The organism is Bhargavaea massiliensis (assembly GCF_018390575.1).
GTDB lineage: Bacteria > Bacillota > Bacilli > Bacillales_A > Planococcaceae > Bhargavaea > Bhargavaea massiliensis.
In genome coordinates this window covers 156,320-180,975 of record NZ_JAHBCJ010000004.1, presented here as the reverse complement: position 1 = coordinate 180,975, position 24,656 = coordinate 156,320, and the positions used below count along the sequence as shown (strand labels likewise).

At 53.8% G+C, this 24,656-nt stretch carries 27 protein-coding genes; 8 read left to right on the top strand and 19 right to left on the bottom strand.

The features are described 5' to 3' along the window. Positions 1 to 23: 23 nt before the first annotated feature. A complete protein-coding gene (locus tag KHA84_RS07720) occupies positions 24 to 1,634 on the bottom strand; it encodes a Na/Pi cotransporter family protein (RefSeq protein WP_336511121.1) in 1,611 nt (536 codons plus the stop codon). A gap of 304 nt (positions 1,635 to 1,938) precedes the next feature. Here KHA84_RS07720 and KHA84_RS07715 point away from each other — a divergent pair, with 304 nt between their 5' ends. The 4 genes from KHA84_RS07715 to KHA84_RS07700 all read left to right on the top strand — a co-directional run bounded on the left by KHA84_RS07715 (position 1,939) and on the right by KHA84_RS07700 (position 4,570). Further along, positions 1,939 to 2,400 carry a DUF1189 family protein gene (locus KHA84_RS07715; protein WP_213422952.1) on the top strand — a complete coding sequence of 154 codons (462 nt, stop codon included), beginning with the start codon at positions 1,939 to 1,941 and terminating at the stop codon, positions 2,398 to 2,400. A gap of 23 nt (positions 2,401 to 2,423) precedes the next feature. Next, a complete protein-coding gene (locus KHA84_RS07710; RefSeq protein WP_213422951.1) occupies positions 2,424 to 2,759 on the top strand; it encodes a hypothetical protein in 336 nt (111 codons plus the stop codon). Between the two features lie 105 nt (positions 2,760 to 2,864). Further along, on the top strand, positions 2,865 to 3,992 hold the full coding sequence (gene ispG / locus KHA84_RS07705) for a flavodoxin-dependent (E)-4-hydroxy-3-methylbut-2-enyl-diphosphate synthase (RefSeq protein WP_213422950.1): 1,128 nt from the start codon (positions 2,865 to 2,867) through the stop codon (positions 3,990 to 3,992). Continuing rightward, positions 3,989 to 4,570 carry a hypothetical protein gene (locus KHA84_RS07700; RefSeq protein WP_213422949.1) on the top strand — a complete coding sequence of 194 codons (582 nt, stop codon included), beginning with the start codon at positions 3,989 to 3,991 and terminating at the stop codon, positions 4,568 to 4,570. The genes ispG and KHA84_RS07700 overlap by 4 nt, the downstream gene beginning before the upstream one ends. Before the next feature lie 42 nt (positions 4,571 to 4,612). On the opposite strand, the gene KHA84_RS07695 is transcribed toward KHA84_RS07700, so the two are convergent. From KHA84_RS07695 to KHA84_RS07685, 3 genes are read right to left on the bottom strand one after another with little or no spacing between them, the layout of a single operon-like run. Continuing rightward, complete coding sequence (locus KHA84_RS07695; protein WP_336511114.1) at positions 4,613 to 5,032, bottom strand: Fur family transcriptional regulator; 420 nt, start codon at positions 5,030 to 5,032, stop codon at positions 4,613 to 4,615. After that, positions 5,022 to 5,897 carry a metal ABC transporter permease gene (locus KHA84_RS07690; protein WP_213422947.1) on the bottom strand — a complete coding sequence of 292 codons (876 nt, stop codon included), beginning with the start codon at positions 5,895 to 5,897 and terminating at the stop codon, positions 5,022 to 5,024. The genes KHA84_RS07695 and KHA84_RS07690 overlap by 11 nt, the downstream gene beginning before the upstream one ends. Next, positions 5,894 to 6,664, bottom strand: coding sequence for a metal ABC transporter ATP-binding protein (locus KHA84_RS07685; protein ID WP_213422946.1), 771 nt, complete (start codon positions 6,662 to 6,664; stop codon positions 5,894 to 5,896). Before KHA84_RS07685 ends, KHA84_RS07690 begins: the two co-directional genes overlap by 4 nt. 100 nt (positions 6,665 to 6,764) lie before the next feature. Between KHA84_RS07685 and KHA84_RS07680 the strand changes: the two genes are divergently transcribed. Then, positions 6,765 to 7,001, top strand: coding sequence for a hypothetical protein (locus KHA84_RS07680; RefSeq protein WP_213422945.1), 237 nt, complete (start codon positions 6,765 to 6,767; stop codon positions 6,999 to 7,001). Positions 7,002 to 7,071: 70 nt separating this feature from the next. Here KHA84_RS07680 and KHA84_RS07675 read toward each other — a convergent pair whose 3' ends face one another. After that, entirely contained in the window at positions 7,072 to 7,959 is an 888-nt protein-coding gene (locus tag KHA84_RS07675; RefSeq protein ID WP_213422944.1) for a deoxyribonuclease IV, read from the bottom strand. Position 7,960: 1 nt separating this feature from the next. Beyond that, positions 7,961 to 9,268, bottom strand: coding sequence for a DEAD/DEAH box helicase (locus KHA84_RS07670; protein WP_213422943.1), 1,308 nt, complete (start codon positions 9,266 to 9,268; stop codon positions 7,961 to 7,963). Positions 9,269 to 9,420: 152 nt separating this feature from the next. Between KHA84_RS07670 and vrrA the strand changes: the two genes are divergently transcribed. Together vrrA and KHA84_RS07660 are read left to right on the top strand one after the other, a co-directional pair. Beyond that, positions 9,421 to 9,912 (top strand): VrrA/YqfQ family protein, encoded by a 492-nt coding sequence (vrrA, locus tag KHA84_RS07665; RefSeq protein WP_213422942.1) that lies wholly within the window; start codon positions 9,421 to 9,423, stop codon positions 9,910 to 9,912. Between the two features lie 62 nt (positions 9,913 to 9,974). Further along, positions 9,975 to 10,949 (top strand): 4-hydroxy-3-methylbut-2-enyl diphosphate reductase, encoded by a 975-nt coding sequence (locus tag KHA84_RS07660; RefSeq protein ID WP_213422941.1) that lies wholly within the window; start codon positions 9,975 to 9,977, stop codon positions 10,947 to 10,949. A 46-nt stretch (positions 10,950 to 10,995) separates the two neighbouring features. Here KHA84_RS07660 and KHA84_RS07655 read toward each other — a convergent pair whose 3' ends face one another. The 8 genes from KHA84_RS07655 to KHA84_RS07620 all read right to left on the bottom strand — a co-directional run bounded on the left by KHA84_RS07655 (position 10,996) and on the right by KHA84_RS07620 (position 19,476). Next, complete coding sequence (locus KHA84_RS07655; RefSeq protein ID WP_213422940.1) at positions 10,996 to 12,117, bottom strand: Nif3-like dinuclear metal center hexameric protein; 1,122 nt, start codon at positions 12,115 to 12,117, stop codon at positions 10,996 to 10,998. Then, the gene (locus tag KHA84_RS07650) at positions 12,092 to 12,811 is read right to left on the bottom strand and encodes a tRNA (adenine(22)-N(1))-methyltransferase (RefSeq protein WP_213422939.1); all 720 of its coding nucleotides are present in this window, start codon (positions 12,809 to 12,811) and stop codon (positions 12,092 to 12,094) included. The genes KHA84_RS07655 and KHA84_RS07650 overlap by 26 nt, the downstream gene beginning before the upstream one ends. 95 nt (positions 12,812 to 12,906) lie before the next feature. After that, positions 12,907 to 13,308 (bottom strand): cytochrome c550, encoded by a 402-nt coding sequence (cccA, locus tag KHA84_RS07645; RefSeq protein ID WP_213422938.1) that lies wholly within the window; start codon positions 13,306 to 13,308, stop codon positions 12,907 to 12,909. A gap of 155 nt (positions 13,309 to 13,463) precedes the next feature. After that, a complete protein-coding gene (locus KHA84_RS07640; RefSeq protein WP_213422937.1) occupies positions 13,464 to 14,603 on the bottom strand; it encodes an acyl-CoA dehydrogenase family protein in 1,140 nt (379 codons plus the stop codon). Between the two features lie 194 nt (positions 14,604 to 14,797). Beyond that, positions 14,798 to 15,910 (bottom strand): RNA polymerase sigma factor RpoD, encoded by a 1,113-nt coding sequence (gene rpoD, locus KHA84_RS07635; RefSeq protein WP_213422936.1) that lies wholly within the window; start codon positions 15,908 to 15,910, stop codon positions 14,798 to 14,800. 31 nt (positions 15,911 to 15,941) lie between these two features. Then, positions 15,942 to 17,762, bottom strand: coding sequence for a DNA primase (dnaG, locus tag KHA84_RS07630; RefSeq protein ID WP_213422935.1), 1,821 nt, complete (start codon positions 17,760 to 17,762; stop codon positions 15,942 to 15,944). Positions 17,763 to 18,011: 249 nt separating this feature from the next. Further along, on the bottom strand, positions 18,012 to 18,827 hold the full coding sequence (locus KHA84_RS07625) for a pyruvate, water dikinase regulatory protein (RefSeq protein WP_213422934.1): 816 nt from the start codon (positions 18,825 to 18,827) through the stop codon (positions 18,012 to 18,014). A gap of 10 nt (positions 18,828 to 18,837) precedes the next feature. Further along, complete coding sequence (locus tag KHA84_RS07620) at positions 18,838 to 19,476, bottom strand: transcriptional regulator CcpN (protein ID WP_176765084.1); 639 nt, start codon at positions 19,474 to 19,476, stop codon at positions 18,838 to 18,840. A 379-nt stretch (positions 19,477 to 19,855) separates the two neighbouring features. Here KHA84_RS07620 and KHA84_RS07615 point away from each other — a divergent pair, with 379 nt between their 5' ends. Then, positions 19,856 to 21,235 (top strand): glycine--tRNA ligase, encoded by a 1,380-nt coding sequence (locus tag KHA84_RS07615; protein WP_213422933.1) that lies wholly within the window; start codon positions 19,856 to 19,858, stop codon positions 21,233 to 21,235. Between the two features lie 374 nt (positions 21,236 to 21,609). On the opposite strand, the gene recO is transcribed toward KHA84_RS07615, so the two are convergent. Genes recO through ybeY form a run of 5 tightly spaced genes read right to left on the bottom strand, consistent with a single transcriptional unit; the run spans position 21,610 to position 24,642 of the window. Next, on the bottom strand, positions 21,610 to 22,422 hold the full coding sequence (gene recO / locus KHA84_RS07610; protein ID WP_213422932.1) for a DNA repair protein RecO: 813 nt from the start codon (positions 22,420 to 22,422) through the stop codon (positions 21,610 to 21,612). A gap of 57 nt (positions 22,423 to 22,479) precedes the next feature. Further along, complete coding sequence (gene era, locus KHA84_RS07605) at positions 22,480 to 23,394, bottom strand: GTPase Era (protein WP_213422931.1); 915 nt, start codon at positions 23,392 to 23,394, stop codon at positions 22,480 to 22,482. Then, positions 23,384 to 23,788: a cytidine deaminase gene (locus tag KHA84_RS07600; RefSeq protein WP_213422930.1), complete on the bottom strand. Its 405-nt coding sequence runs from the start codon at positions 23,786 to 23,788 to the stop codon at positions 23,384 to 23,386. The genes era and KHA84_RS07600 overlap by 11 nt, the downstream gene beginning before the upstream one ends. 13 nt (positions 23,789 to 23,801) lie before the next feature. Next, positions 23,802 to 24,167 carry a diacylglycerol kinase family protein gene (locus KHA84_RS07595; RefSeq protein WP_213422929.1) on the bottom strand — a complete coding sequence of 122 codons (366 nt, stop codon included), beginning with the start codon at positions 24,165 to 24,167 and terminating at the stop codon, positions 23,802 to 23,804. Continuing rightward, positions 24,154 to 24,642: an rRNA maturation RNase YbeY gene (gene ybeY, locus KHA84_RS07590; RefSeq protein ID WP_213422928.1), complete on the bottom strand. Its 489-nt coding sequence runs from the start codon at positions 24,640 to 24,642 to the stop codon at positions 24,154 to 24,156. The genes KHA84_RS07595 and ybeY overlap by 14 nt, the downstream gene beginning before the upstream one ends. Between the last annotated feature and the right edge of the window lie 14 nt (positions 24,643 to 24,656).

The window sequence follows — 24,656 nt, the reverse complement described above, 5'->3', positions numbered from 1 at the left end:
TCCCCTCCTCCACTTTTTTTACATTATACGTTCCGTCCTAGGATGGCTTCCGCAATATTGACGGCATGGTCGCCGATCCGCTCCAGGTTGCTCACGATATCGACAAATACGATTCCCGCCTGTGCGGAGCATTGGCCGTCGTTCAGCCTTTGGATATGCTTTTTGCGGAACTTCCGCTCCATTTTGTCGATGAGGTCTTCTTTTTCCGCGACTTCGCGTGCTATTTCTGCGTCGTGATGGTTGAGCGCTTCAAGAGAGCGTCCGACTGTTTCAATGGTCAAGGTGAACATTTCATCCAGGTCTGCCATTGCACCTTCCGTCATGACTACACGGTTTGCTTCCCGGTAGTCGATCAGTTCGATGATATTTTCAAAATGGTCTCCGATCCGTTCGATGTCACGGACGGTCTCCATGAGGATGACGTGGCGCTCGGATTCAATGGCGCTAATCGGCTCCGCGGAAACTTTCACGAGGTAGTCCGTGATATTGCGGTCAAGATTGTTGATTGCGTCTTCCAGCTGGTAGGCCGTCTCTGAATGCTTCTTGTTGCTTGTCTTCAGGTAGCTGTACGTCTCATTCAGCCCGCGGACAGCGTATTCCCCCATGCGGAGAATTTCTTCTTTCGCCTGGCCGATGGCAATGGACGGCGACTGGGAGATGAACGAAGGATCCAGATGCTTCGGTTTGAATTCAATCGAAACATCATCGCCAGGGATCAGCTTCGTCACAACGTATGCCCAAGCCCCGATCAGCGGGAACTGGAGGATCGTGTTGGCAACGTTAAAGGAACCGTGGGCAAATGCAATCTGCATTTTCGGTTCAAGTCCGAGTACGGATGACAGCCAGCTGACATACGCAGTAAACGGGACAAGGAAGATCATAAAGACGATTGTTCCCGCCACGTTGAACAGGACGTGAGTGGCAGCCGCACGGCGCGCCGCTACGGAAGCTCCGAGAGAGGCGAGAATTGCCGTGATCGTCGTCCCGATATTGTCTCCGAAAAGAACAGGCAGTGCCGCTCTGAGGTCGATCAGCTGCTCGGCATAAAGTCCCTGCAGGATTCCGACCGTGGCACTGGAGCTCTGGACGATCAGTGTGAAGACCGTACCGACGACGACACCGAGTACCGAATGCTCGCTCATCGCCACAGTCATGTCGATAAATGCAGGAAGTTCGCGGAGCGGCTTCATTCCGCCGCTCATGAGTTCAAGACCGAGGAAAAGTCCGCCAAAGCCGAATACGACTTCGCCCAAGTTCTTGATTTTGTCCTTCTTAAAGAAGAACAGGAGGAAGGCACCGAGACCCATGATCGGCAGCGCATAGGCGCCGACGTCAAACCCGATGATGAAGGCGGTGACGGTCGTTCCGATGTTGGCCCCCATGATGACGCCGATGGCCTGGCGCAGCTTCATGAAGCCCGCGCTCACCAGGCCGACGACGATGACTGTCGTACCTGAACTGGACTGGATCAGGACCGTTACGACAATCCCTACCAGCACACCCATAAACGGATTCGTCGTAAACCGGTCCAAAATATCCCTGAGCCGGTCTCCGGCTGCTTTCTGGAGAGCATCCCCCATAAAGCTAATGGAGAAAAGAAAAATTCCCAGTCCTCCAATAAACTGGAATAACATTTCTGTCCAGTTGATTTCCACGAGTTCATTCAACCCCATTCGACAAATATTGATGCCTGTCCATTATGTAGAGTCTGCCTGCTGATTGTAAAGAGACGCTTAAAAGAATTTACAATACGTTAACAATCGGAGGCCCCGGAGTCATAGAACTGTCGTATTCTTCATTTAGAACTACCCTTCCGCATGTTAAAATAAACAGGTTAGGGAGGCGATTGATCTGAATCTGAAGTTCCGGCAACTCTTCCTTTCGGCTTTTTATGAGCCGAAGAAACTGGCCGCCTACAGGCTTCTGCCATTCGGCAAAGTGGTAAAATATATTTTTGTATTCGTGTTTCTCACGGCCGTCCTGTCGTTTATCAACTTTTCGCTATCTTCCGGGGATATCCTGGCTGATACCGAAATGCCGGCAGAGGAACTGAAAGGCATCGGCCCGCTCCTTTATCCGGCCGCTTTTGTTCTCCAGTTTCTGATCTCCACTTTTTACTTTTATATCAAAGCAAGCATCGCTGCTCTTGCTGGGATGGGAATCATCCGTATTCGCGGTCGGCGCGGCGAATACCGGCACCTCTGGCGTACCTCTGCAGTCGCGCTTACCGTACCGACGCTGCTGCTTCTGGCTGATGACCTGCTTGGCGGAGTCATTCCGCTTGCGACAGCCTTGTCGTGGGCCGTGGTCCTCGTTTATATCTGGCTGGCGGCCGGCTATTATCCCAAAAACTCGCCTGCTAAGAGACCCGGCGCGCATAAACCCCCTGCCCGTTCATAGAATGTGGAAAAGGGGGTTTATCCATGAGGATTTTCCTGACGGCCATCGCGATTCTCATCATTTCTTATTTCATCAGAACCGATCTGCAGGAAGGGACTATTCCGAAAGCCGCCTTCTATTCAAATGAAAACGGCAACTCCCAATGCACGGAATCGGAAGAACCCGACGTGATTCCCGTGACTGTCGTCGAAGGCGATACAGTCCGTTCACTATTCGCGCTTTATCCGGATGACATGGATCTCCTTACCCGCCTGAGTGAGTTTTACAAATTGAACCCCCATCTGAAAAATCAGCAGCCGGCTTCGGGCGAGACGGTCTTTTTGCCCCTGTCTCCCACCAGCGGGAATCCATGCGGCTGACTCCCGATCGGCGGGTCATTTGCATCCGGATTACTTGTCTAAGCCCGCATGCATTGATAGAATAATCCAAGTGAAGGCACCGGCCTGAAAAGGAGAGAATGAACCATGGGTGAAATTACACACCGTTCAAAAACCCGTCCGGTCCGAGTCGGCAATCTGACGATCGGCGGCAGTAATGAACTCTTTATACAAAGTATGACAACGACCAAGACGCATGATGTGGAGGCGACTGTCGCCCAGATCAAGCAATTGACGGAAGCTGGCTGCCAGGTCGTCCGGGTGGCTTGCCCTGACGAGCGTGCAGCACTCGCCATCGGTGAAATCAAGAGGCAGATCGAAATCCCTCTTGTCGTTGACATTCATTTCGACTATCGCCTTGCGCTGATTGCGATTGAACAGGGCGCAGACAAGATCCGCATCAACCCGGGCAACATCGGAAAGCGTGAGCGCGTCGAGGAAGTCGTCAAAGCAGCAAAATCGAAAGGCATCCCGATCCGGATCGGCGTCAATGCCGGTTCACTCGAGCGCCACATTCTCCAGAAATACGGATACCCGACTGCAGATGGCATGGTTGAAAGTGCGTTGCATCATATTAAGATTCTTGAAGATCTCGACTTCCACGACATTATCGTGTCCCTGAAGGCATCGGATGTTCAGCTGGCAATCGAAGCCTACCGCAAGGCCTCGGAAGCCTTTGACTATCCGCTCCACCTCGGCATCACCGAGTCCGGCACCCAGTTTGCCGGATCGATCAAGAGCGCGGCCGGTCTCGGCACCCTGCTCAGCATGGGAATCGGAAACACGCTCCGCGTATCGCTCAGTGCGGATCCTGTCGAAGAAATCAAGGTGGCACGGGAACTGCTGAAGGTCTTCGGACTGTCTTCCAACGCAGCGACACTCATTTCCTGCCCGACATGCGGCCGTATCGAGATCGACCTGATCTCCATTGCCAATGAAGTGGAAGAATACATCTCCCACATCAAGGCACCGATCAAAGTCGCAGTTCTCGGCTGCGCGGTCAACGGGCCGGGAGAAGCACGCGAGGCGGATATCGGCATCGCCGGGGCGCGCGGTGAGGGCCTTCTCTTCATGAAGGGCGAAACTGTCCGCAAAGTTCCGGAAGAAACGATGGTCGATGAACTCAAGAAGGAAATCGATAAGCTGGCCGAAGAATACTTCGAGAACAAGCGCCGTGAGGAAGAACTGGCGCTTCAGGGAGAAGGCGCAGAGTGACACCGCTCCGCCTCGGAATCGACATTGACGGTACGGTGACCAGTCCCGCTGCCCTCCTGCCGCACATCAACAAGCGGTTCGGCAGGGAGTTCAAGCTGGACGACATCACCGACTACAGCCTGACTGCCTCGTTTCCAATGCTGGATCCCAAAGAGTTTGCCGCCTGGTTCAAGGAAGCGGAACCGGAAATTTACCGGACTTCTCCTGCTCATGACTATGCAAAAGAGATCCTGAATAAATGGAACCGCCTGCACGAACTTTACTACATTTCGGCCCGCGGCCTGGAAGTCAGGGATGTCACGTTCAGCTGGTTCAGGGAGCACGGCATCCCCTACCGCCATATTGAACTGACAGGCAGCCATCGGAAAATCGAAGCGGCAAAAAAGCACGAAATCGAAATCTTTTTCGAAGACAAGCATGACAATGCCGTCGATATCCATGAGGAAGTCGGCATTCCCGTCCTGCTGTTTGACGCTCCATACAACCGCCTTCCCGCCCCGCCCGGAGTCATCCGCGTTCGGGACTGGCGCGAGGCGGACAACTGGATCAAACAAGAATTCGGCACACAAAAAGCGTGAGGATGAAAATCCTCACGCTTTTTTTCAGTGCCTGATCATCCGTCAGCCCGCCGTGCGGCAGTCGGGGCATTGGCCGTAGACCTCGAATTTGTGGTCATCGATGACGAACGACGGCAGCGCATGTGTTACCTGTTCCATCGGGCAGATGTCCAATTTTTCGGTCCTGCCGCATTCCATGCAGATGAAGTGGTGGTGATGGCCATGACGGTCGCAATGCATGCGGAATTTCCGCTCTCCGCCAAGTTCGGTTTCTTCAAGGATCTTCATTTCCGAAAATGACGATAAATTGCGATATACGGTATCCTGGCTCATTTTCGGATGATCCTCGGCCAGTGCCTTCCTGACATCTCCGGCAGACAGATACCGGTCCTCTTTCTCAAGAAGCCTGAGGATCGCTTCTCTGCTTGGCGTACGTTTGAAACCTTCCGACTTCAGCCTCTCCATGGCGAGATCAAAGTTCACCGGTTTCCACCTCCCCATTCCGTGCCGCACTCCGGGATGCGGCCAGTTTTTTGCCCCCCAGCACGAGGAGCAGAATCATGATCGAGATGACGACAATGGTGCCACCTGGAGCAAGGTCCAGGTAAAAGGCGGCGAACAGGCCGCCAAGTACCGACAGCTCGCCGAAAATGGCAGCGTACAGCATCGCCTGGCGGAATCCCTTTGCAAGCTGCATCGCAGCCGCCACCGGTATGGTCATCAGTGAAGACACGAGCAAAATGCCGACGATCCTCATCGATCCGGCGACTACAAGAGCCGTGACGATCATGAACCCGATGTTCAGCGCCTTTGATGAGATGCCCTGGGCCCTGGAATACTCGGGATCAAATGACATTGAGAAAAGCTCCTTGTAGGTCAGCACGATAAACAGGATCGTGATCACGGCAACTGCAATGATCGTGTACAAATCTTCCCGTCCAACAGCCGAGACCGATCCGAACAGATAGCCGACCAGGTCGGTGCTGAACCCTTGCGCCAAGGAGATGAAAATGGCGCCCAGCGCTATCCCGCCAGACATGATGATCGGGATGGCCAGCTCCTCATAGCTCTTATACAATTCCCTCAACCGGTCGATCAGAAGTGATCCCGCAACAGAAGAGCCGATCCCGAGATAAAGCGGGTTAAGCGCCGCAAATGCGGGAACGTTCTGGCTCAGGAAAAGGCTTCCCGCTATCCCGGCAAGCGCAACATGGCTCAGCGCGTCCGCGATCAGCGCCAGCCTTCTCACCACGATGAACAGGCCCAGCGCCGGCGCGACGAGACCGATGATCAGGCCGGAGGCAAAAGCATTTTGAAGAAATTCATAATTGAATATGGCAGAAATCATGCGTCCTCCGCCTTCCTGCCGTGATGGACCCGCCGGACGGCATGCCCGTACCATTCGCTGCGGATTCTGTCTTCCTGCCGGCTGTATTCTTCGTGGGGACCATGGAAGTGGATCGACCGGTTCACGCAGGCAACATGTGTCACCAGTTCCGAAACCGTATCCACATCGTGAGTGACCAGGACAATGGCGATCCCCTTCTCACGGTTCAGCCGGCCCAGCATATTATAAAATGACTGCATGTGTTTGCGGTCGATGCCGACAGTCGGCTCATCCAAAACGAGAAGTTCGGGATTGCTGATGAGCGCCCGGGCGATGAACACGCGCTGCTGTTGCCCCCCCGAGAGGTCACCGATGCTCCGGTCCGCGAACTCTTCCATCCCGACAGCCGCAAGCGCACTGTCCACTTTCTCGTTGGCATTGGCCGGGTAGCGTCTGAACAGGCCGGTCTTTTTGACCAGCCCGCTGCGGACCACTTCCCTTACCGTTGCGGGAAAGGCCCGGTTAAATGCGTTGGACTTTTGCGACACATATCCGATTTTCTCCTTTTCCCTGAAGTCAGATGAATCGTGTCCGAACAGGCGGATCTGCCCCGACAGCGGCTTGATCAGGCCAAGAATCAGTTTGATCAGTGTTGATTTACCCGAACCGTTCGGCCCGATCACCGCCCAGAATTCCCCCTTTTCGACAGTGAGGAAAATATGCTCGAGCGCGGCCGTGTCCCCGTACCGGTACGACACGTCTTCGAGCTCTATCAATGGTTCTGTCATGTTGCGGTCCTCTTTTCCAATTCGGAATGACTACGATTTACTCAATGAAGTATAGTACAGTTCACGCGTGTTGTAAATGATTTGAGAATGGAGGCCAAGGATGAATCTGAATGGGATGATTGCGGAACTGAAAAGAATGTCAGACCGGGAACTCAGGGAACTTGCCGCGCAGTATGGGGTTGAACTGTCTTCGGGAGAAGTCCGTAAACTGCGCCCGCTTCTAGATGAAGTTTCATTTTCATTTCTCTGGACAGGAGTTCCGGAGCCGTTTATCAGGAAAGTGGAATCAATTATCGGACCGGAACGGACACGTCGGATCATGGAGCAGTATCTGTAAACCATCGGAATCAGAAAATCAGGCTGCCATTGCGTCCTTAAGGGACGCCCAGGCAGCCTGATTATATTTTTTACACCATAAGGGCTTCGATCGGCTTGCGGCTGAACGATTGTTCGCGCAGCATGGCGATTTCATCTCGATAAGGGGCCTTGCGGCTGGTTTTATCCGGCCCGACCCAAGGGGTCTCGAGAATTTTTGGAAGTTCTGCAAATTCGGGAAGGTGGACGATCCTTGCCAGAGCCTCGAATCCGATGTGGCCAAAGCCGATATTCTCGTGCCGGTCTTTTCTTGCGCCGCGTTCGTTTTTGCTGTCGTTGACGTGGATGACCGAAATCCGGTCCAGACCGATTGCCTGATCAAACTCTGTCAGCACCTGATCGAGGTCGTTGAGGATGTCATATCCCGAATCGTGGACGTGGCAGGTGTCGAAGCAGACTGTCAGCCGATCGTTCCGCTCCACACCGTCGATGATCCTTGCCAATTCATCAAATGAGCACCCGCATTCCGAGCCCTTGCCCGCCATCGTCTCAAGAGCGATCCTGACGGGGGCTTCTACCTGAAGCACTTCGTTTAAACCTTCGATGATTTTGGCGATTCCTTTGTCAGTCCCCTCGCCTACATGGGCCCCCGGGTGCAGGACAATCTGGTCGGCACCGAGGGCAGCCGTCCGTTCAATCTCGCTTTGCAGGAAGTTCACGCCGAGTTCGAACGTTTCCGGCTTGACCGTATTCCCGATATTGATAATGTACGGGGCGTGGACCACAATGTTTGAAAGTCCGTTTTCTTCCATATGAAGGCGGCCTGCCGCGATGTTCAGCTCTTCAACCGGCTTCCGCCTCGTATTCTGGGGTGCCCCGGTATAAATCATGAACGTCGACGCGCCGTAAGAAGCTGCTTCCTCGCTGGCCCCGAGCAGCATCTTCTTGCCGCTCATGGATACATGTGAACCAATCAGCACTTTACTTTCTCCTTCCCTGCCGGAACTCCTTGCGCTTTTCCTTACGCCGGATATCGGCCACTTGCTTTTCTATCTTTTTCTTATAGCCAGGCTTGACCTTAGATGGCTTTCGGACCTGTCGGCGGATTTTTTCATCCAGTTCCCTGTCGGTCTTTTGCCGGGTGGACCGTGCATGCCGTTCCTTCAACTCGATCCATTCCCCGTTTTTCACGTCACGGTGGACAAACGGTACGCCCATCTTTTCTATGCGAACGATAGCATCATCATCCGCTGGCTCATAGAGCGTAATGACCGTTCCGTGCAGGCCGGCCCTTGCCGTCCGCCCGGAGCGGTGGATGAAGAATTCCAGGTCTTCAGGCAGGTTGTAGTTGATGACGTGGCTGACACCCGGTATATCAATTCCCCGGGAAGCCAGGTCGGTCGCGACGATGTACTCGAATTCCAGGTCGCGGACACGGTTCATCATCTTCCGGCGCTCACGGGGTGTCAGGTCCCCATGGATGCGCCCTGTCTTGAAGCCGTTTGAGGACAGAAATTCCCCGACCTCTTCCGCTTCTTTACGGGTATTCGTGAAGATGATGGCCAGGTAGGGATTCAGCCCTTCCATGACATGGAGCAGTTTCTTCTTCCGATCCATGCTCCTTACCGGCACAAGCGGAAACTCGATCCCTTCCGCAACCGGGCGGCGCTCGCCGATCCGGACGTGCTCGGGCGATTCCATATATTTGTTCAGGAATGGCTTGAGCTTTTCCGGAATGGTCGCCGAGAACACATACATCTCGAGATCTTTCGGCATCCGGGAGGCTACCTGGTCGATATCCTCGATATACCCCATGTCAAACGCCAGGTCAGCTTCATCGATGACCAGAATTTTGGCCGTGTGGGCCAGGAGGGCATCCTCCTGGACAAGGTCACGCAGCCTTCCGGGAGTGCCGACAGCGACATGCGGCTGTGTCTTCAGCTTATCGATGGAACGCTGTTTGTCAGTTCCGCCCATGAATAGCCCGGAGCGGATGCTTGTCCCTTCGGTCAGCTTCTGCAGTTCCGAATGGATCTGTTCCGCAAGTTCCCTTGTCGGTGCAGCGACAACGGCCTGGACCGTTTCGGCTTCCTGATTGAGCCGCTCAACAATCGGAATCAGGAAGCTGTGCGTCTTCCCCGTACCGGTATGAGCCTGCCCGATGGCGCTTTTTCCAGCAAGCACCAGCGGGATGACGGCTTCCTGTACCGGCGTCGGCGCTTCAAACCCGATTCTGCGGATGGCATCCTGCAGAAAAGGCTGGAGTTTCATTTCAGTGAATTTCAACATGCGTTTTCCTCCTCAACTGTCCTTTATTTTAACACAGGCGGCCCGGATTCTCCCGTTTGTTGCGGATACGCAGATATTCGGGATCAGTGGCAATGCGGAAGGTTCTGCATATGATTTAGAGAGAGAGTATTTTGATGAAAGGAGTCCGCCGTATGCGATATCAGTCATTTTACCCGTTTTCAGGCGGCGGAAGCCCCCCGCGGATGCCGTTCGGACCTCCTCCTCAGAGCGGCATGTTCAACGATCCGGCTGCCGGCTTCGGCAGAAATCCCGGCTTTGGTCCGGGTGGGTTCGGCAGAAGAGGGTTTGGAGCTGCAGGAGGCCGTGGAGGTCCGGGTGGATCGTTCGGGATATCCGGAAATCCCGGAGGCCAGGGACAGGGGATGTCACGGTTCGAATCTTATATGAGGACGGCCGACAAATTCCTTTCCACTGCCCAGCAGCTGTCACCGCTGATCAACCAGCTCAGCCCGATGATGCAGAATATCCCGGCACTGCTTCAGATCTACCGGGGATTCTCCGGAACTCCTTCGGCGGGCGGAGGTAACAGGACTGCATCGGATGCTGTCCAACAGCGTCCTGAAGCCGCGGCTCCGCGCTCTGACGGCAGTTCCGTGCCCCGGATTTTCCAGCCGCCCATTTGAATCTTTGAATCCGCGGCCACGCTCGGCTATAATAGGGGCAGTGACCTGAAGGAGTGAAATCCATGAATGTAATCAAGATTTCGCCGAGGGGCTACTGCTATGGAGTCGTGGACGCGATGGTCATCGCCCAGAACGCCGCCATGGACAAGTCGCTTCCGAGGCCCATTTATATATTGGGGATGATCGTCCACAACAAGCATGTGACCGATGCTTTCGAGCAGGACGGCATCATCACGCTTGACGGGCCGAACCGCAAGGAGATCCTTGAAAAGGTCGAAAACGGCACGGTCATTTTCACCGCGCACGGCGTTTCGCCTGAAGTCCGTGAGATTGCCCGCCGCAAAGGCCTTGTCGCAATCGACGCAACATGCCCTGATGTGACGAGCACTCACGATCTGATCGAAGAGAAAACTGCAGAAGGCTATGAAATCATCTACATCGGCAAGAAAGGCCATCCTGAGCCGGAAGGGGCCATCGGAGTCGCTCCGGACAAAGTCCATCTTGTGCAGACAATGGCTGATGCCGAAGCGCTGGATGTTCACGCCGAAAAACTTCTGGTTACCAACCAGACGACAATGAGCCAGTGGGACGTCGCCGAAATCATGGAGCACCTGAAGGAGCGCTATCCTCATCTTGAGGTGCACCGGGAGATTTGCATGGCGACACAAGTCCGCCAGGAAGCTGTTGCCGAGCAGGCCGGTGATGCGGATCTATTGATCGTCGTCGGCGATCCGATGAGCAACAACTCCAACCGGCTTACCCAGGTCTCGATCGAAATCGCCGGGACGCCGTCCTACCGGGTCGAAGATGTATCCGGCATTGACCTCGCCTGGCTGGAAGGCGTCGATACGGTCGCCGTCACGGCAGGCGCTTCAACGCCGACGCCGATCGTCAAGGAAGTCATCAACTTCCTCGACCAGTATGACCCGAATGACCCTTCAACACATGACAACACATCCAAAGTACAGCTTGAAAAAATACTGCCGCGCATCAGGAAGCCGAAACCGGTCAAACGGATCGATCCTTATCCGGTATGAGAACTGAAAACGGGACTGTCCAAATCGGGCAGTCCCGTTTTCCTGTTTACATGAATCTGAATGGCTCGGTGACAATAGCCGACTCGATGAATTCGCAGTTGATTCCGGCTTTTTCCGCGTCCTTTTCCAGGCGCTCCCTGACACCGCCGACCATGATCCGTTCGATGTGGTGACCGGGGTCGACAATAGAAAGCCCGAGGTTTGCAGCGTCCTGTGCGGTATGGAAATCGATGTCACCCGTCACGAGCACGTCTGCCTTTTTACCGATGGCGGCACCGACATACTTGGCGCCGGAGCCGCCCAGCACCGCAACGGTCCGGACTTCTTCTTTTCCTCCGTCCACAGCTCGAAGTGCCGGAACGCCCAGGCGCTCTTTGACATGCTCTGCGAATGCTTCCAGGGTCATCGGATCAGGCAGATTTCCGACACGCCCGATCCCATATTCCTCGAGTCTCTGGTCGAGCACGAAAAAGTCATAGGCCGGTTCTTCATAAGGATGGGCGTCGATCATCGCTCTCTCGACACGGTCGCGAATGGAACCCGTGAGCACCACTTCGACCTTCGTTTCGGAGACGGCTTCCTCTTTGCCCACACTGCCGATGTAGGGATCGGCCCCATCCGATGGGGTAAAGCGCCCCGTCCCCTCCAATTCATAGCTGCAATGCGTATAATCCCCTATTGCACCGGCGCCTGCATCGCCCAATGCCTTCCGGACTTTTTCAACACTGTCATGGGGCGTGAAAACAGCCAGCTTGAACAACGGCTCCCTGTAGGTTTCTTCCAAAGTCGAAATTCGGGATAGCCCGAGCCTTTGGGCAAGCATGTCGTTCACGCCACCCGGTGCGACATCCAGATTGGTATGTGCAACGTACACAGAAATGCCGTTTCGCAGGCATTGTTCCACAATCCTTCCATGTGGTGTATCGGTCCTGACTGACTTTAGCGGGCGGAATAGCGGCGGGTGATGGGCGATGATCAACCCTGCGCCTGCTTCCGATGCCTCCCGCACTACCTCTTCCGTCACATCCAATGTAACAAGGACCTTGCCTGCCGGGGCATCCGGTCTTCCAATCTGAAGACCCACGGGATCCCAGTCATATGCGAATTTTTTCGGCGCCCAATCTTCCATCAGGCGGGTGATATCATTGACGGTCGTTTTCTGCTCCATTACCGAGCACCTCCATGATTTGGTCAAGTGAGCGCATTAGCTCCGCTTCTTTTACGTGACGCTCTGCGGAAGGGGCCGCTTCCTGTATCTGCTGCAAGATTTTTTGAAGTGAAGCTGCTTCATGCTCCCACTTTTTCCTGAATGCGGGAGGCTGGGCCTTGGACAGGAACGGTCCGAATCTAAGCTGTAAGTCATCATATATGGCTGTTCCCCGTTCAAGCACGAGCACCTCATAGATTTTGCCGTCTTCCTCAAGGATGTCTTCATCTGTGATTAGCCATCCGTTGGCCACCGCCCATGAGCGGATCGCACCTGCATGGATGTTCGGCTGAAGAACCAGGCGTCGGACACTCTTCAGCTGACTTTTCCCGTTTTCCAGAATTGAGGCGATTAGAGGACCTCCCATTCCCGCTATGGAAACGGTGTCCACTCCGTCCTCTTTTCGGATCGCGTGAAGGCCGTCTGCCAGTCGGGCTTCGACTTTCCCTTCAAGTCCCGACTCGCGGATTGTCTCCACCGCGGAGTCATAAGGCCCCTTGGCCACTTCCCCGGCAATGCCCCTGCGGATCCGGCTAGTGATCGCAAGATGGGCTGGCAGGTAAGCGTGGTCGCTCCCGATATCCGCCAGGACGGCATCCTGTCCGATGTGAGAGGCGACTGCCTGCAGCCGCTTGGACAGTTTGTTCACATTCATCTTCCGACACCTCCTTGTGCAATTGTAAACAACAATGCGTAAATTGTTAAAGCCCTTATCCGAAATTCAGGATAAGGGCTCCTAGAGCGAGTTCATTATTGAAGCGAAAGCACCCATTCAGCCATCGCATCGAGGTTCTCGTCCGGGACGAGACCGCCAGGCATTGCGCCTTTACCGTTCTTCAGAACGTCTTTGACTTCATCAGCGCTCGCATCAAGGCCTACCAGGCTTGGACCGACTCCGCCTTCATAGTTCTGGCCGTGGCAGGAAACACATTTACCCTGAGCAAGTGCCTCTGGATCAAAGTCACCGGAAGAAGCTTCGTCTCCGCCTTCTCCACCGGCCTCATCTGCAGCTTTATCGCCGCCATCCTCGGTTTGCTCCTGGTCGGCTGCGATTTCCTTCTGGTTATCCAGTCCGTACAGAGACATGAAGAAAATAAGTCCGATCCCGAGGGCCATGATTAGGATATAAGGTACGACAGGATTTCTGTTCATCGACTAAAACCCCCTTTTCCGTGAGATAGCTGTACAGTTATATACAGTGAACAATACATATTGTACTGCATTCCCCCGAAAACTGAAAGCATTAGCCGGGAAAGTTTTGCGACTTTGTGACAAATTCGGCAAAAGTCCGGCGCGTCTCCGGTCACTTATACACCGATCTGGCGTGCAATCACCATATGCTGAACCTCGGATGTCCCTTCCCCGATTTCAAGAAGTTTCGCATCGCGCATATAGCGCTCCACCTCATATTCCTTCATATAACCATACCCGCCATGCAGCTGGATGGCCTCGTCAGCCACTTCCATGGCGATTTCGGACGCGTAAAGCTTGCACATCGCAGCTTCTTTTGAGAACGGTCTTCCCTGGTCTTTCAGCCAAGCCGCCTTATATACCATGTTTCTCGCCAGTTCAATCTTGAGGGCCATGTCTGCAAGCTTAAACTGGTTCACCTGAAAATCTGCAATGGCGCGCCCAAACTGCTTGCGTTCCTTGGCGTACTGGAGAGCTCGATCAAAGGCCGCCTGCGCAATGCCCACTGCCATGGCCCCGATTCCGATCCGGCCGCCATCTAGCGTGACGAGGAACTGCCGGAAGCCATTGCCCCGCTTGCCGAGCAGGTTCTCCTGCGGGACGCGGACATTTTCAAGGACAAGTTCTGTCGTATTGGAAGCATTCAACCCCATTTTTTCGTAATTGTCGATCACCTTGAACCCTTCCGCATCCGTCGGAACGATGATGGCGGAAATTTCCTTTTTTCCATCTTCCATACCGGTGATGGCGGTAAGCGCAAGGTGCTTGGCATAGCTGGCATTGGTAATGAAGACCTTGCTGCCATTGATGACGAAGTCGTCCCCCTCCGGCTTCGCCGTCGTCTGTGTGCCTCCGGCATCGGAGCCGGCATTCGGCTCGGTCAGGCCAAAGGCACCCAGCGATTCACCCGTACAGATTGGCATAAGATATCTTTGCTTTTGCTCCTCTGTTCCGAAAAGGTTCAGGGGAGCTCCCCCGAGTGAAATATGAGCAGAATAAGTGATTCCCGTAGAAGCGCACGCCCGGCTCAGCTCTTCAGTCACGATAGCGAAGCTGACCGTGTCCGCACCGGCTCCTCCGTATTTTTCCTCAAACGGAAGGCCCATCATCCCCATTTCCCCCAGCTGGCGGAAAATTTCCTTTGGGAATTCCTTTGTCCTGTCGCGCTCGATCGCCCCCGGAGCTACAACCTCATCGGCAAATTCCCTGATCGTTTTCCGGATCATCTGCTGCTCATCAGTCAGATCAAAGTTCATGTTGCATCCCCCTTTTGTGAATACGCTTTCAAAAACAGTATAACTGAACGAGCGCTCGCTTAACAACCATGAATGGAAGATTCACAAGGTCTTTGCAGATGCCCGCTTTCTTCTTCTGTACCTGTCCACGATGTCTTTTCCTGAAACAGCAAAAAACCGCGGCCCATGAGGAACCGCGGATGGATGGTGATTGATTATTCGAGAAAATCCTTGAGCCGCTTCGAACGGGAAGGATGACGAAGCTTGCGGAGCGCCTTTGCCTCAATTTGGCGGATCCGTTCGCGGGTGACGCCGAACACCTTGCCGACTTCTTCCAACGTTCTGGTCCTGCCATCGTCAAGACCGAAGCGAAGACGGAGCACATTCTCCTCGCGGTCAGTCAGGGTATCCAAAACGTCCTCGAGCTGCTCTTTGAGCAGTTCATAGGCAGCATGGTCAGATGGTGACTGTGCCTCGGAATCCTCGATAAAGTCCCCGAGGTGTGAATCGTCTTCTTCCCCGATCGGCGTTTCGAGGGAAACGGGCTCCTGTGCGATTTTCAGGATTTCCCGTACTTTCTCCGCAGGAAGATCCATTTCTTCCCCGATTTCTTCAGGAGTCGGTTCGCGTCCTAGATCCTGCAGAAGCTGGCGCTGGACACGGATCAGCTTATTGATCGTCTCGACCATGTGGACAGGTATCCGGATGGTCCTGGCTTGGTCGGCGATTGCGCGTGTGATGGCCTGACGGATCCACCACGTTGCGTACGTACTGAACTTAAAACCTTTGCGGTAATCGAATTTCTCGACCGCTTTGATCAGGCCCATGTTCCCTTCCTGAATCAGGTCGAGGAAAAGCATGCCCCGCCCTACGTAGCGCTTGGCAATCGAGACGACGAGCCGCAGGTTGGCTTCTGCCAAGCGTTTTTTTGCTTCCTCGTCCCCGTCCTCGATTCGTTTGGCAAGTGCGATTTCCTCATCCGCAGAAAGGAGGTCGACACGGCCGATCTCTTTCAGATACATTCTGACAGGGTCATTGATTTTGACGCCGGGCGGCACGCTCAGATCGTTGAGGTCAAATTCTTCTTCCTCACCTTCCTCGCCTTTCTGGCCCTTTCCTTTGCGTTCAATTTCGACTCCCTGCTCCTCGAGTTGATCAAGGAATTCCTCGAAATGATCCGGCTCCATATCAAAAGCGGATAGTTTTTCAGTCACATAATCAAACGCCAGCTCGCCGGCCTTTTTGCCTTGCTCAAGCAGTTGCGTTTTCATTTCCTCAATTGTCATTTCATGTTCATGCTCATTGGACTGCCCTGAAAGGTCTGCCATTTTACTCCTCCTCCTGCAAAAGCCGGCACACTCAGATTGCCGACAAGGACTTCCTCAATGCGATGATTTCTCTGGATAGTTCAAGGGCGCGGCTCAGATTGCTCATCTTTTCCGCTTCCTTTGATTGCTGCAGCTTTTCGCTGATTTCCATCTCGATCCTGTACTTCCTGATATGGCGCATGCTGTCCTGAATCTCTTCTTCGGCGTATTCGCCGGAAAACTCGTTCATCGCCGTTTCCATAACAATTTTTCTCAGTTCCGGATCGTCCAGCGTTTCACAGAAGCGATGTACATCCGGTTCGCCATATTCCTCATAAAATCCTGCAAGTCTGACGAAAATCGCCGTATATTCATCATGGAAGAACGGGCTGCCCTCTACTGAGTCCCTGAATCGGGCAAATAGGGCGCCGTCACGGAGAATGTGCGATAAAATGATCCGCTCCGCCCTTGCAACCGGTGATTTCCGGGTTTTCCCGCGGGAGGTTGCCGGTTCGGCAGGCCGGGTTTCCGGCGGCGGTGCATTTCTTTCTCTCCGTGTATGGCGGGCTTCCGACTTCCTGAACTGCGCAGTGAGCGCATCCACAGAGACGCCCGTCTCCTCCGCCAGCTGCTTCAGGTAAAGATCGCGCTCGACCGGCGTCGTCTTCCCGGCCAATTCTTCCAGAACTTCATGGATATACTGTAGGAGGTCGTTTTCATTCTTCAGGTTCTTATCCCGCCTGGCATACATCATTGAGAAAGACAAGAGCGTATGCGGCTGACCGATAATGTTTTCCCTGAATGCTTCTCCTCCGTACTTTTTCAGATAATCATCCGGATCCAGGCCTTCAGGCACAATGGCCACCTTGGCGTCCAGGCGGTTTGACGGGAACATCCGGCTGAATCTCCTGGCTGCTTCCCATCCCGCATTGTCCCCATCGGTACAGATGATGACCTCGTTTGTTACACGTCCCAGCATCGACAGGTGCTTGTCCGACATCGACGTGCCCATGAGGGCGACGCCAGATTGAATGCCTGCCGCATCAGCCGAAATAACATCCATAAATCCTTCAAACAATATTACATTACCCGATTTGCGGGCTGCGAGACGTGCATTGTGGTAATTATAGAGAATTTCGCTCTTGTTGAAGATAGGTGATTCGGGGCTGTTCAGATACTTCGGCTCGTCTCCGGCCTTTTCGATGACCCGTCCGGAGAAACCCACCGTTTTCCCGTTCATATCGTGGAGAGGAAACATGACCCGGTTCCTGAACCGGTCAAATGCGCCGTTACCGTTTTCGGGGATGATCGCCAATCCTGCTTCCGCGATTTCTTCATCAGTGAAGCCCTGTCGCCTAAGCAGGGTCACAAGCGACTCCCTGCTGCCCAGTGACCAGCCGATGCCGAACTTATTGATGGTCTCTTTCGTGAAGCCGCGTCCATACAAATAATTGAGCGCTTCCTCTCCTTCCACCGTGTTCAGGAGCAGGTGATGATAAAATTCGGCTGCGTACCGATGCGCATCCAAAAGTCGCCGATGGCCGGATGGTATGGCCCGCTCTCCGCCGGGCGACTCACCGGTTTCCACCTCTATCCCCGTGCGTGCACCCAGTTTGGCCACTGCTTCTACGAACGACAGGTTTTCAACATCCATAACAAACGTGATGGCATTCCCGCCTGCCCCGCATCCGAAACAATGGAACATCTGCTTGTCCTCGGAAACCGAGAATGACGGAGAGTTCTCGTCGTGGAACGGGCACAGCCCGAACCAGTTCCTGCCTCTCTTCGTCAGCTGGACATATTCACCGATCAGTCCGACAATATCCGTCTGGGAGCGGATCGCCTCAATCTTCTCCTCAGGAATCCGCTTCATCCTTCACACCACACTTTCGGTCGTACTCTCGAATTCGAGATTCAGGTGGAGAATCCTTCATTCTTCGACAAAAAAGTGCGCAGGAGGGAAGAAAACTGCCCACTACGCGCATTTTATTCACAATATCCAATTATAATACGCTTCTCCGAGCATTTCCACCATTAGAAAAGCTTTTTTGAACTTCCGCGTTACTTTCCGGGGCAACTCTGCAAAAAAAGAACCGGCCTTCCGAAGAGGCGGTTCTGCCGTTCATCGTTCTCGTTTCGTTTTGATATTCAGGATAATGTTTGCGGTTTCCTCGACTGCACGGTCGGTCACATCAATGACCCTGCAGCCGATCCTGTCCGCCACCGAGTAGAAATGATCGATCTCTGCTTGGATCCTCTCGATCTTCGCATAATTCGCGTCATCTTTCAATCCGAGCGCCTTAAGTCGCTCTTTACGGATCGAATTCAGCTTTTCCGGTGAAATTACGAGGCCGAAGCACTTATCCGGGTCGACCATGAACAATTCTTCAGGCGGTTCCACTTCCGGAACGAGCGGTACATTTGCCACCTTATAGCGTTTGTGTGCCAGATACTGTGACAGAGGGGTTTTTGATGTGCGTGACACACCGATGAGGACAATATCCGCCAGCAGAAGCCCCCTGGGGTCTCTGCCGTCATCGTACTTGACCGCAAACTCGATTGCCTCGATTTTCTGGAAATAATCTTCGTCCAGCAACCGGACACGGCCCGGTTCTTCGGACGCACGCTCGTTCAGCGTGCTGCCGATTACATCGATGATGGGGCCGAGCAGATCAATCGAGGGAATATTCCTCCGCTCGCATTCAAGCTTGAGGCAGCTTCTCATCTCTTCTTTGACAAGCGTATATAAGATGATGGCATGCTGCTCTGCTGCAATCTCCGTGATTTCTTTGAGCTGGTCTGTGGATTCCACATGCGGAATCCGCTTGACCGCGGTCGATTCGAAGTCTTTCCGGAATTGGCTGATGGCCGCCTTTGCCACCAGATCTCCGGTTTCTCCGAGCGAATCGGACACGATATACATTTTCAGTTGATTCATAGGGCACCTCTCACAAATCGTGATTTTCCGCCAGCGACAGGAACGCCGAGGTGATGTTTGTCTTGGTGATGCGGCCGATGACCGAAAGCCCTTCATCCGTCTCTTCAACGACCGGAAGCGCATCAATCTGCCGTTCGATCAGCACCTTCGCCACATGGACGAGAGCCTCGTTTCTCCTGCAGTAAGCGATGTTCGGCATCCTCGTCATAATCATATGCACCGGGATTTTCTCCAAGTCGGTGCCGCCGATCGCTGTCCTCAGAAGGTCCTTTCTGGAAAGGATCCCGCTCAGCTTGGACTGATCATCCACGACAATCAGCGTGCCGACGTCTTCGAGGAACATCTGCGTAATGGCATCATAGACGGAAAGTGATTCCTGGACGACGACGGGAATCGACTGAAAATCCCGTACTTTCATATTCAACATATTCTCTGTCAGATGCTGGTCCTTTTTCTTGCCCGAATAAAAGTACCCGACACGCGGACGGGCGTCCAGAAAGCCTGCCATCGTCAGGATGGCGAGGTCGGGCCGGATCGTGGCACGGGTCAGGCTGAGCCGTTCCGCGATCTGTTCGCCTGTGATCGGCCCGTCGGCCTTCACAATCTCCAGAATCTCATCCTGACGCTTATTGAGTTCCATACGACTCACATCCTGTACTTGATGGGTAATAGCCTAGTTCATTATATCCGAATCTCCCGCCGATTGCGAAACGATTCACCCCATGCTACAATGTTGTCAAAGTCCATACGGCGATGAAGGGACAATCAAGTAATATCCGGCAAAAGCGAGCAGGGATGGTGAAAGCCTGCATGGATATGAAGCGGCACCCCCGAGCTGATCTTCTTAAAGAGGGCCGGATCTCCGGCCAAGCGGGGTGGAACCGCGGGTCATCAGGCACCCGTCCCCGGACGATATGTCCGGGGACGGGTGCCTTTTGTGATGGAGCGCAATGATTCGCCTTCAGTCACGGTCCGGTCCGGTGCCATATCAGACATCGCCTGAAAAAGAATACGAGGAGGAAACGGACATGACTTCAATGGAAACGATCGTCAATCTGGCCAAGCATCGGGGGTTTGTCTTCCCGGGCTCCGATATTTACGGCGGCCTTGCCAACACATGGGACTATGGCCCTCTCGGCGTGGAACTCAAGAATAACATCAAGAAAGCCTGGTGGAAGAAATTCGTGCAGGAGTCCCCTTACAACGTGGGCCTTGACGCGGCCATACTCATGAACCCGAAGGTCTGGCAGGCATCAGGCCACGTCGGCAACTTCAACGACCCGATGATTGATTGCAAAAGCTGTAAAGCCCGCCACCGTGCGGATAAGCTGATTGAAAACAAACTCGAAGCCGAAGGCAATGAAATGGTTGTCGACGGTATGCCGTTCGAGAAAATGCAGGAACTGATCCGGGAACACGAAATCTCCTGCCCGGACTGCGGCGCGCAGGACTTCACCGAAATCCGCCAGTTCAACCTGATGTTCAAAACTTCCCAGGGTGTGACGGATTCTTCCTCGAACGACATCTACCTCCGTCCGGAGACGGCGCAGGGTATTTTCGTCAACTTCAAAAACGTCCAGAGATCCATGCGCAAAAAATTGCCGTTCGGGATCGCCCAGGTCGGAAAGAGCTTCCGAAACGAAATCACGCCGGGCAACTTCACGTTCCGTACCCGTGAATTCGAACAGATGGAGCTGGAATTTTTCTGCAAGCCGGGTGAAGACCTCGAGTGGTACGCATACTGGCGCGACTTCTGCAAAAACTGGCTTGATCAGCTTAATATGACGGATGAAAATGTCCGTCTGCGCGAACATGAAAAAGAAGAGCTTTCCCACTACTCCAACGCAACAGTCGACATCGAATATAAATTCCCATTCGGCTGGGGCGAGCTCTGGGGCATCGCGGACCGGACCGACTTTGATCTGAAGCGCCATATGGAGCATTCCGGCGAAGACTTCACGATGGCGGATCCGGAGACCGGTGAAAAGTATGTTCCTTATTGCATCGAGCCTTCCCTCGGAGCAGACCGGGTTACACTTGCATTCCTGTGCGATGCATATGAGGAAGAAAAGATTGGAGAAGATGACCAGCGTACGGTCCTGCGCTTCCACCCTGCCCTTGCACCGTTTAAGGCAGCGGTCCTTCCGCTTTCCAAGAAACTTTCTGATGAGGCTCAGGATGTATGGGCGGATCTGCGCAAAGCGTTCCCGGTGGATTACGACGAATCCCAGTCGATCGGCAAACGCTACCGCCGCCAGGATGAAATCGGCACACCTTTCTGCATCACCTACGACTTTGATTCCAAGGAAGACGGCCAAGTGACGGTCCGCGACCGCGATACGATGGAACAGGTGCGCATGCCGATCAGCGAAGTCCGCGCATTCATCGAACAGCGTCTTGAATTCTGATTTCCATATGAAAAAGGCAGTCCGCATCGGCGGGCTGCCACAGACTGCAGCCAAAGAGAGCATGATGCTCATCGGCTGCAGTTTTCTTTTCTGGAAAAGACTTCGGAGGTCTTTTGATCGTACCTTGTCTTTGTTGTTCGGATCCACAAAAAGTGTCCGTTGAGAGAAAATAAGGGCCTCCTCATAAAGTGCACTGCTGGAGATTCTGCCAGCAATGGATCAGCATCGCCCCTCTGTAAGTTATCGAGCCGGCCCATAAGTGATTGTCTCGTACAGCCGGGTACATTCGGCTTTAAAAATCAGCCTGATAACAGATCATCATTTATGTGTAATTTCCGCATGAGTCAGACGCTGACATTTCCCGGGAAAGGACGTCATGCATCGTCGTCTGATGCTGTTTCTTCATTCCGCCCTTTCATAGCCGGCGGCTCGTCCCTTGAAAAAGTCGGCATGCGGTCGAGCTGGTCGAGGAATGTGGCGGACTTTAGCCGGAGGCCCACCTGTTCATCATAGATTGTCCGCACAATCTTCCTTATGAACTTTTTTGTCGCGGGTTTCAGCGTCAGCTTGCCGACCTGCTCGATCGGGACGGTGTAAAACGTCCGGATCAGGCGGAGATGGGACGGCGAAAGCCGGATCAGGTAAGGGTCGACATGGAAGCAGCGATGGCAGAGAAAGCCGATTTCCTGGAAGGAAAATGCAAATTCCCCTTCTGTAGCGCCGCAGCTTGCACACTGATGCAGGACAGGATGGATTCCAGCGACGGGGAGCATTTTCCATTCCACAAATAACGTAATTGCCTCCGGATCATATTCCTCGTCGATGGCATGGAACGCCTGTCTCAGGAGTTCAAACTGGGCAGGCGATGGCTGGTTGTCTTCAATCAGACGGTCCATCAGTTCGGCAATGTAACTTGCATAGGCGGTTGCTGTGATGTCCTGGTGCAGATGACGCATCTGGTGGAGCGTATCTCCCGACTGGAGCGTTCCCATGCCCCTCCCCTTGTATATCATGAAGAGTCCATGAGTGAATGGCTGTGTGACCGCGGCAAGTCGGCTGGCCGGTTTTTTTGCCCCACGGGCCATCGCGGTCACTTTGCCGGCTTCCCTGGTCAAGAGTGTCACCACTTTATTCGTTTCGCCATATGGCCCTGTGCGGAGGACGATCCCTTCCCACTTATTCAGCATTCGTTCATCTCCTTCCCCGAACGAGAAGAAAAGCGCGGGCAGCCGGCCCGCGCCCCGTCAGTATTCATCTTCCCGGAAACCATACTCCCTAAGCTGGTTGGCCCGGTTCCGCCAATCTTTCTGGACCTTCACCCACAGCTCGAGGTACACTTTGCTGCCGAGCAGCATCTCTATGTCCTGGCGGGCACGGGTGCCGATCTCTTTAAGTAGCGCACCGCGTTTACCGATGACAATCCCTTTCTGGGAGTCGCGTTCCACGATGATGGTCGCACTGACGTCGACGGTTTCCTGCCCTTCCCGCTTGGCGATCCGCTCAATGACGACGGCCACCGAATGCGGGATTTCTTCTCGGGTGAGGTGAAGAACTTTTTCACGGATCATTTCAGAGATGATGAACCGTTCGGGATGATCTGTCACCTGATCGGCAGGGTAGTACTGCGGCCCTTCAGGCAAATAGCTCTTGATCACGTTCATCAGACGGTCCACATTGTTCCCCTGGAGGGCAGAAATCGGGACAATCTCCGCAAAGTCCATTCGCTCCCGGTACGAATCGATGACGCCGATCAGTTCATCAGGATGGATCAGATCGATCTTGTTCAGGACAAGAATAACCGGGGTTCCGCTTTCGCCCAGCATCTCCATGATAAATTCATCGCCCTTGCCGAGCGATTCGTCTGCATTTGCCATGAAGAGGACAATGTCAACTTCCTTAAGCGTGTTTTTGGCCACCTTCATCATGAAATCACCGAGCTTATGTTTCGGCTTGTGGATGCCCGGCGTATCGATAAAGATCATCTGGCTGTCTTCTGTGGTGACGACTCCCTGGACCTTATTCCGTGTGGTCTGGGGTTTATCGCTCATAATCGCGATTTTCTGCCCGACCACCCGATTTAGGAAAGTTGATTTGCCGACATTCGGGCGCCCGATGATCGAGATGAATCCTGACTTGAAGCCTTCGCGGTTATTCAGCATTTTCCATATCCTCCGCTTTAAAAGCTCCCGGCAGGAGTTGGCTCACGGTTGTTTCCATGACATCCCCCTGCAGATTCGTCAGGTACACAGGCATATCACCGTCGCAGAATTCCGCGATGACCTGCCTGCAGGCACCGCAAGGAGAAACGGGTCCCGGAGTATCCGCGACTACCGCCAGCGCCGTGAAGGCACGGTGCCCTTCCGAGATGGCCTTGAAGAAAGCCGTCCGCTCCGCACAGTTCGCCATGCTGTATGCAGAATTCTCGATATTGCATCCCCCGAAAACTTCACCATCTTCTGTAAGGAGAGCGGCCCCTACCTGAAATTTTGAGTAGGGCACGTATGCGAGTTCTCGGGCAGTTTTGGCCCGCTCCATCAGTTGTTGTTTATCCATTGATTAACCACCTTCAATAAAAGAGATTCAGCCATTTGGGGATGAAAATCACGCATCCGATCAGAGCGCTCGCCATTGCAAAGACGAGGACAGCGCCTGCAGCGACATCTTTTGCCTGTCCGGCGAGCGGATGATGTTCAGGTGATGCGAGATCCACCACCCGTTCAATGGCTGTATTTATAAGCTCCAGAGCGAACATGCCTCCGAACAGCAGGATGACGATCAGCCATTCCAAAACAGACAACCCGGACAGCCATCCCAAGATTGTCACGACCAGCGCAGCCAGTAGATGGAACCTGAAATTCTGCTCGGTCCGAAATCCTTCTGCAATCCCCTGCCAAGCATACCGGAAGGAACGGAAAAGTTTACGGGCGTCCATCCGTGTCCCGTCCGAGGCCGAATAGCTTCAGTATTTCTTCCTGACGGCCGAACATCCTTTTTTCGTCTTCATCGTTCATATGGTCATAGCCGAGCAGATGGAGAAATCCATGGAGTGCAAGAAAGCCGATTTCCCGTTCCCTGCTGTGGCCGTATTCCCCGGCTTGCCGATCCGCTGTTTCTGTGGAAATGAGAATGTCCCCGAGAATACGGGGCATGCCTGCCGGGGTGCTCAGGGCCATCTCTCCTTCGACCGTTTCTTCAAGTGCGAATGAGATCACATCGGTCGCCCGGTCCTTTTCCCGGTAGTCCCGGTTAATCGCCCTGATGGATTCATCATCCATGAATGTGACAGACACTTCCGCATCGCCGATCTTCTCCATCTCGGCGGCGTGTTCCAGAAGCCGCATGACCAGCTGCTGATCCTTTTCCCCAACTGTGCCGGTTTCATCCATCATATCGATTGTCAGTACCATATCAAGTCCTCCAG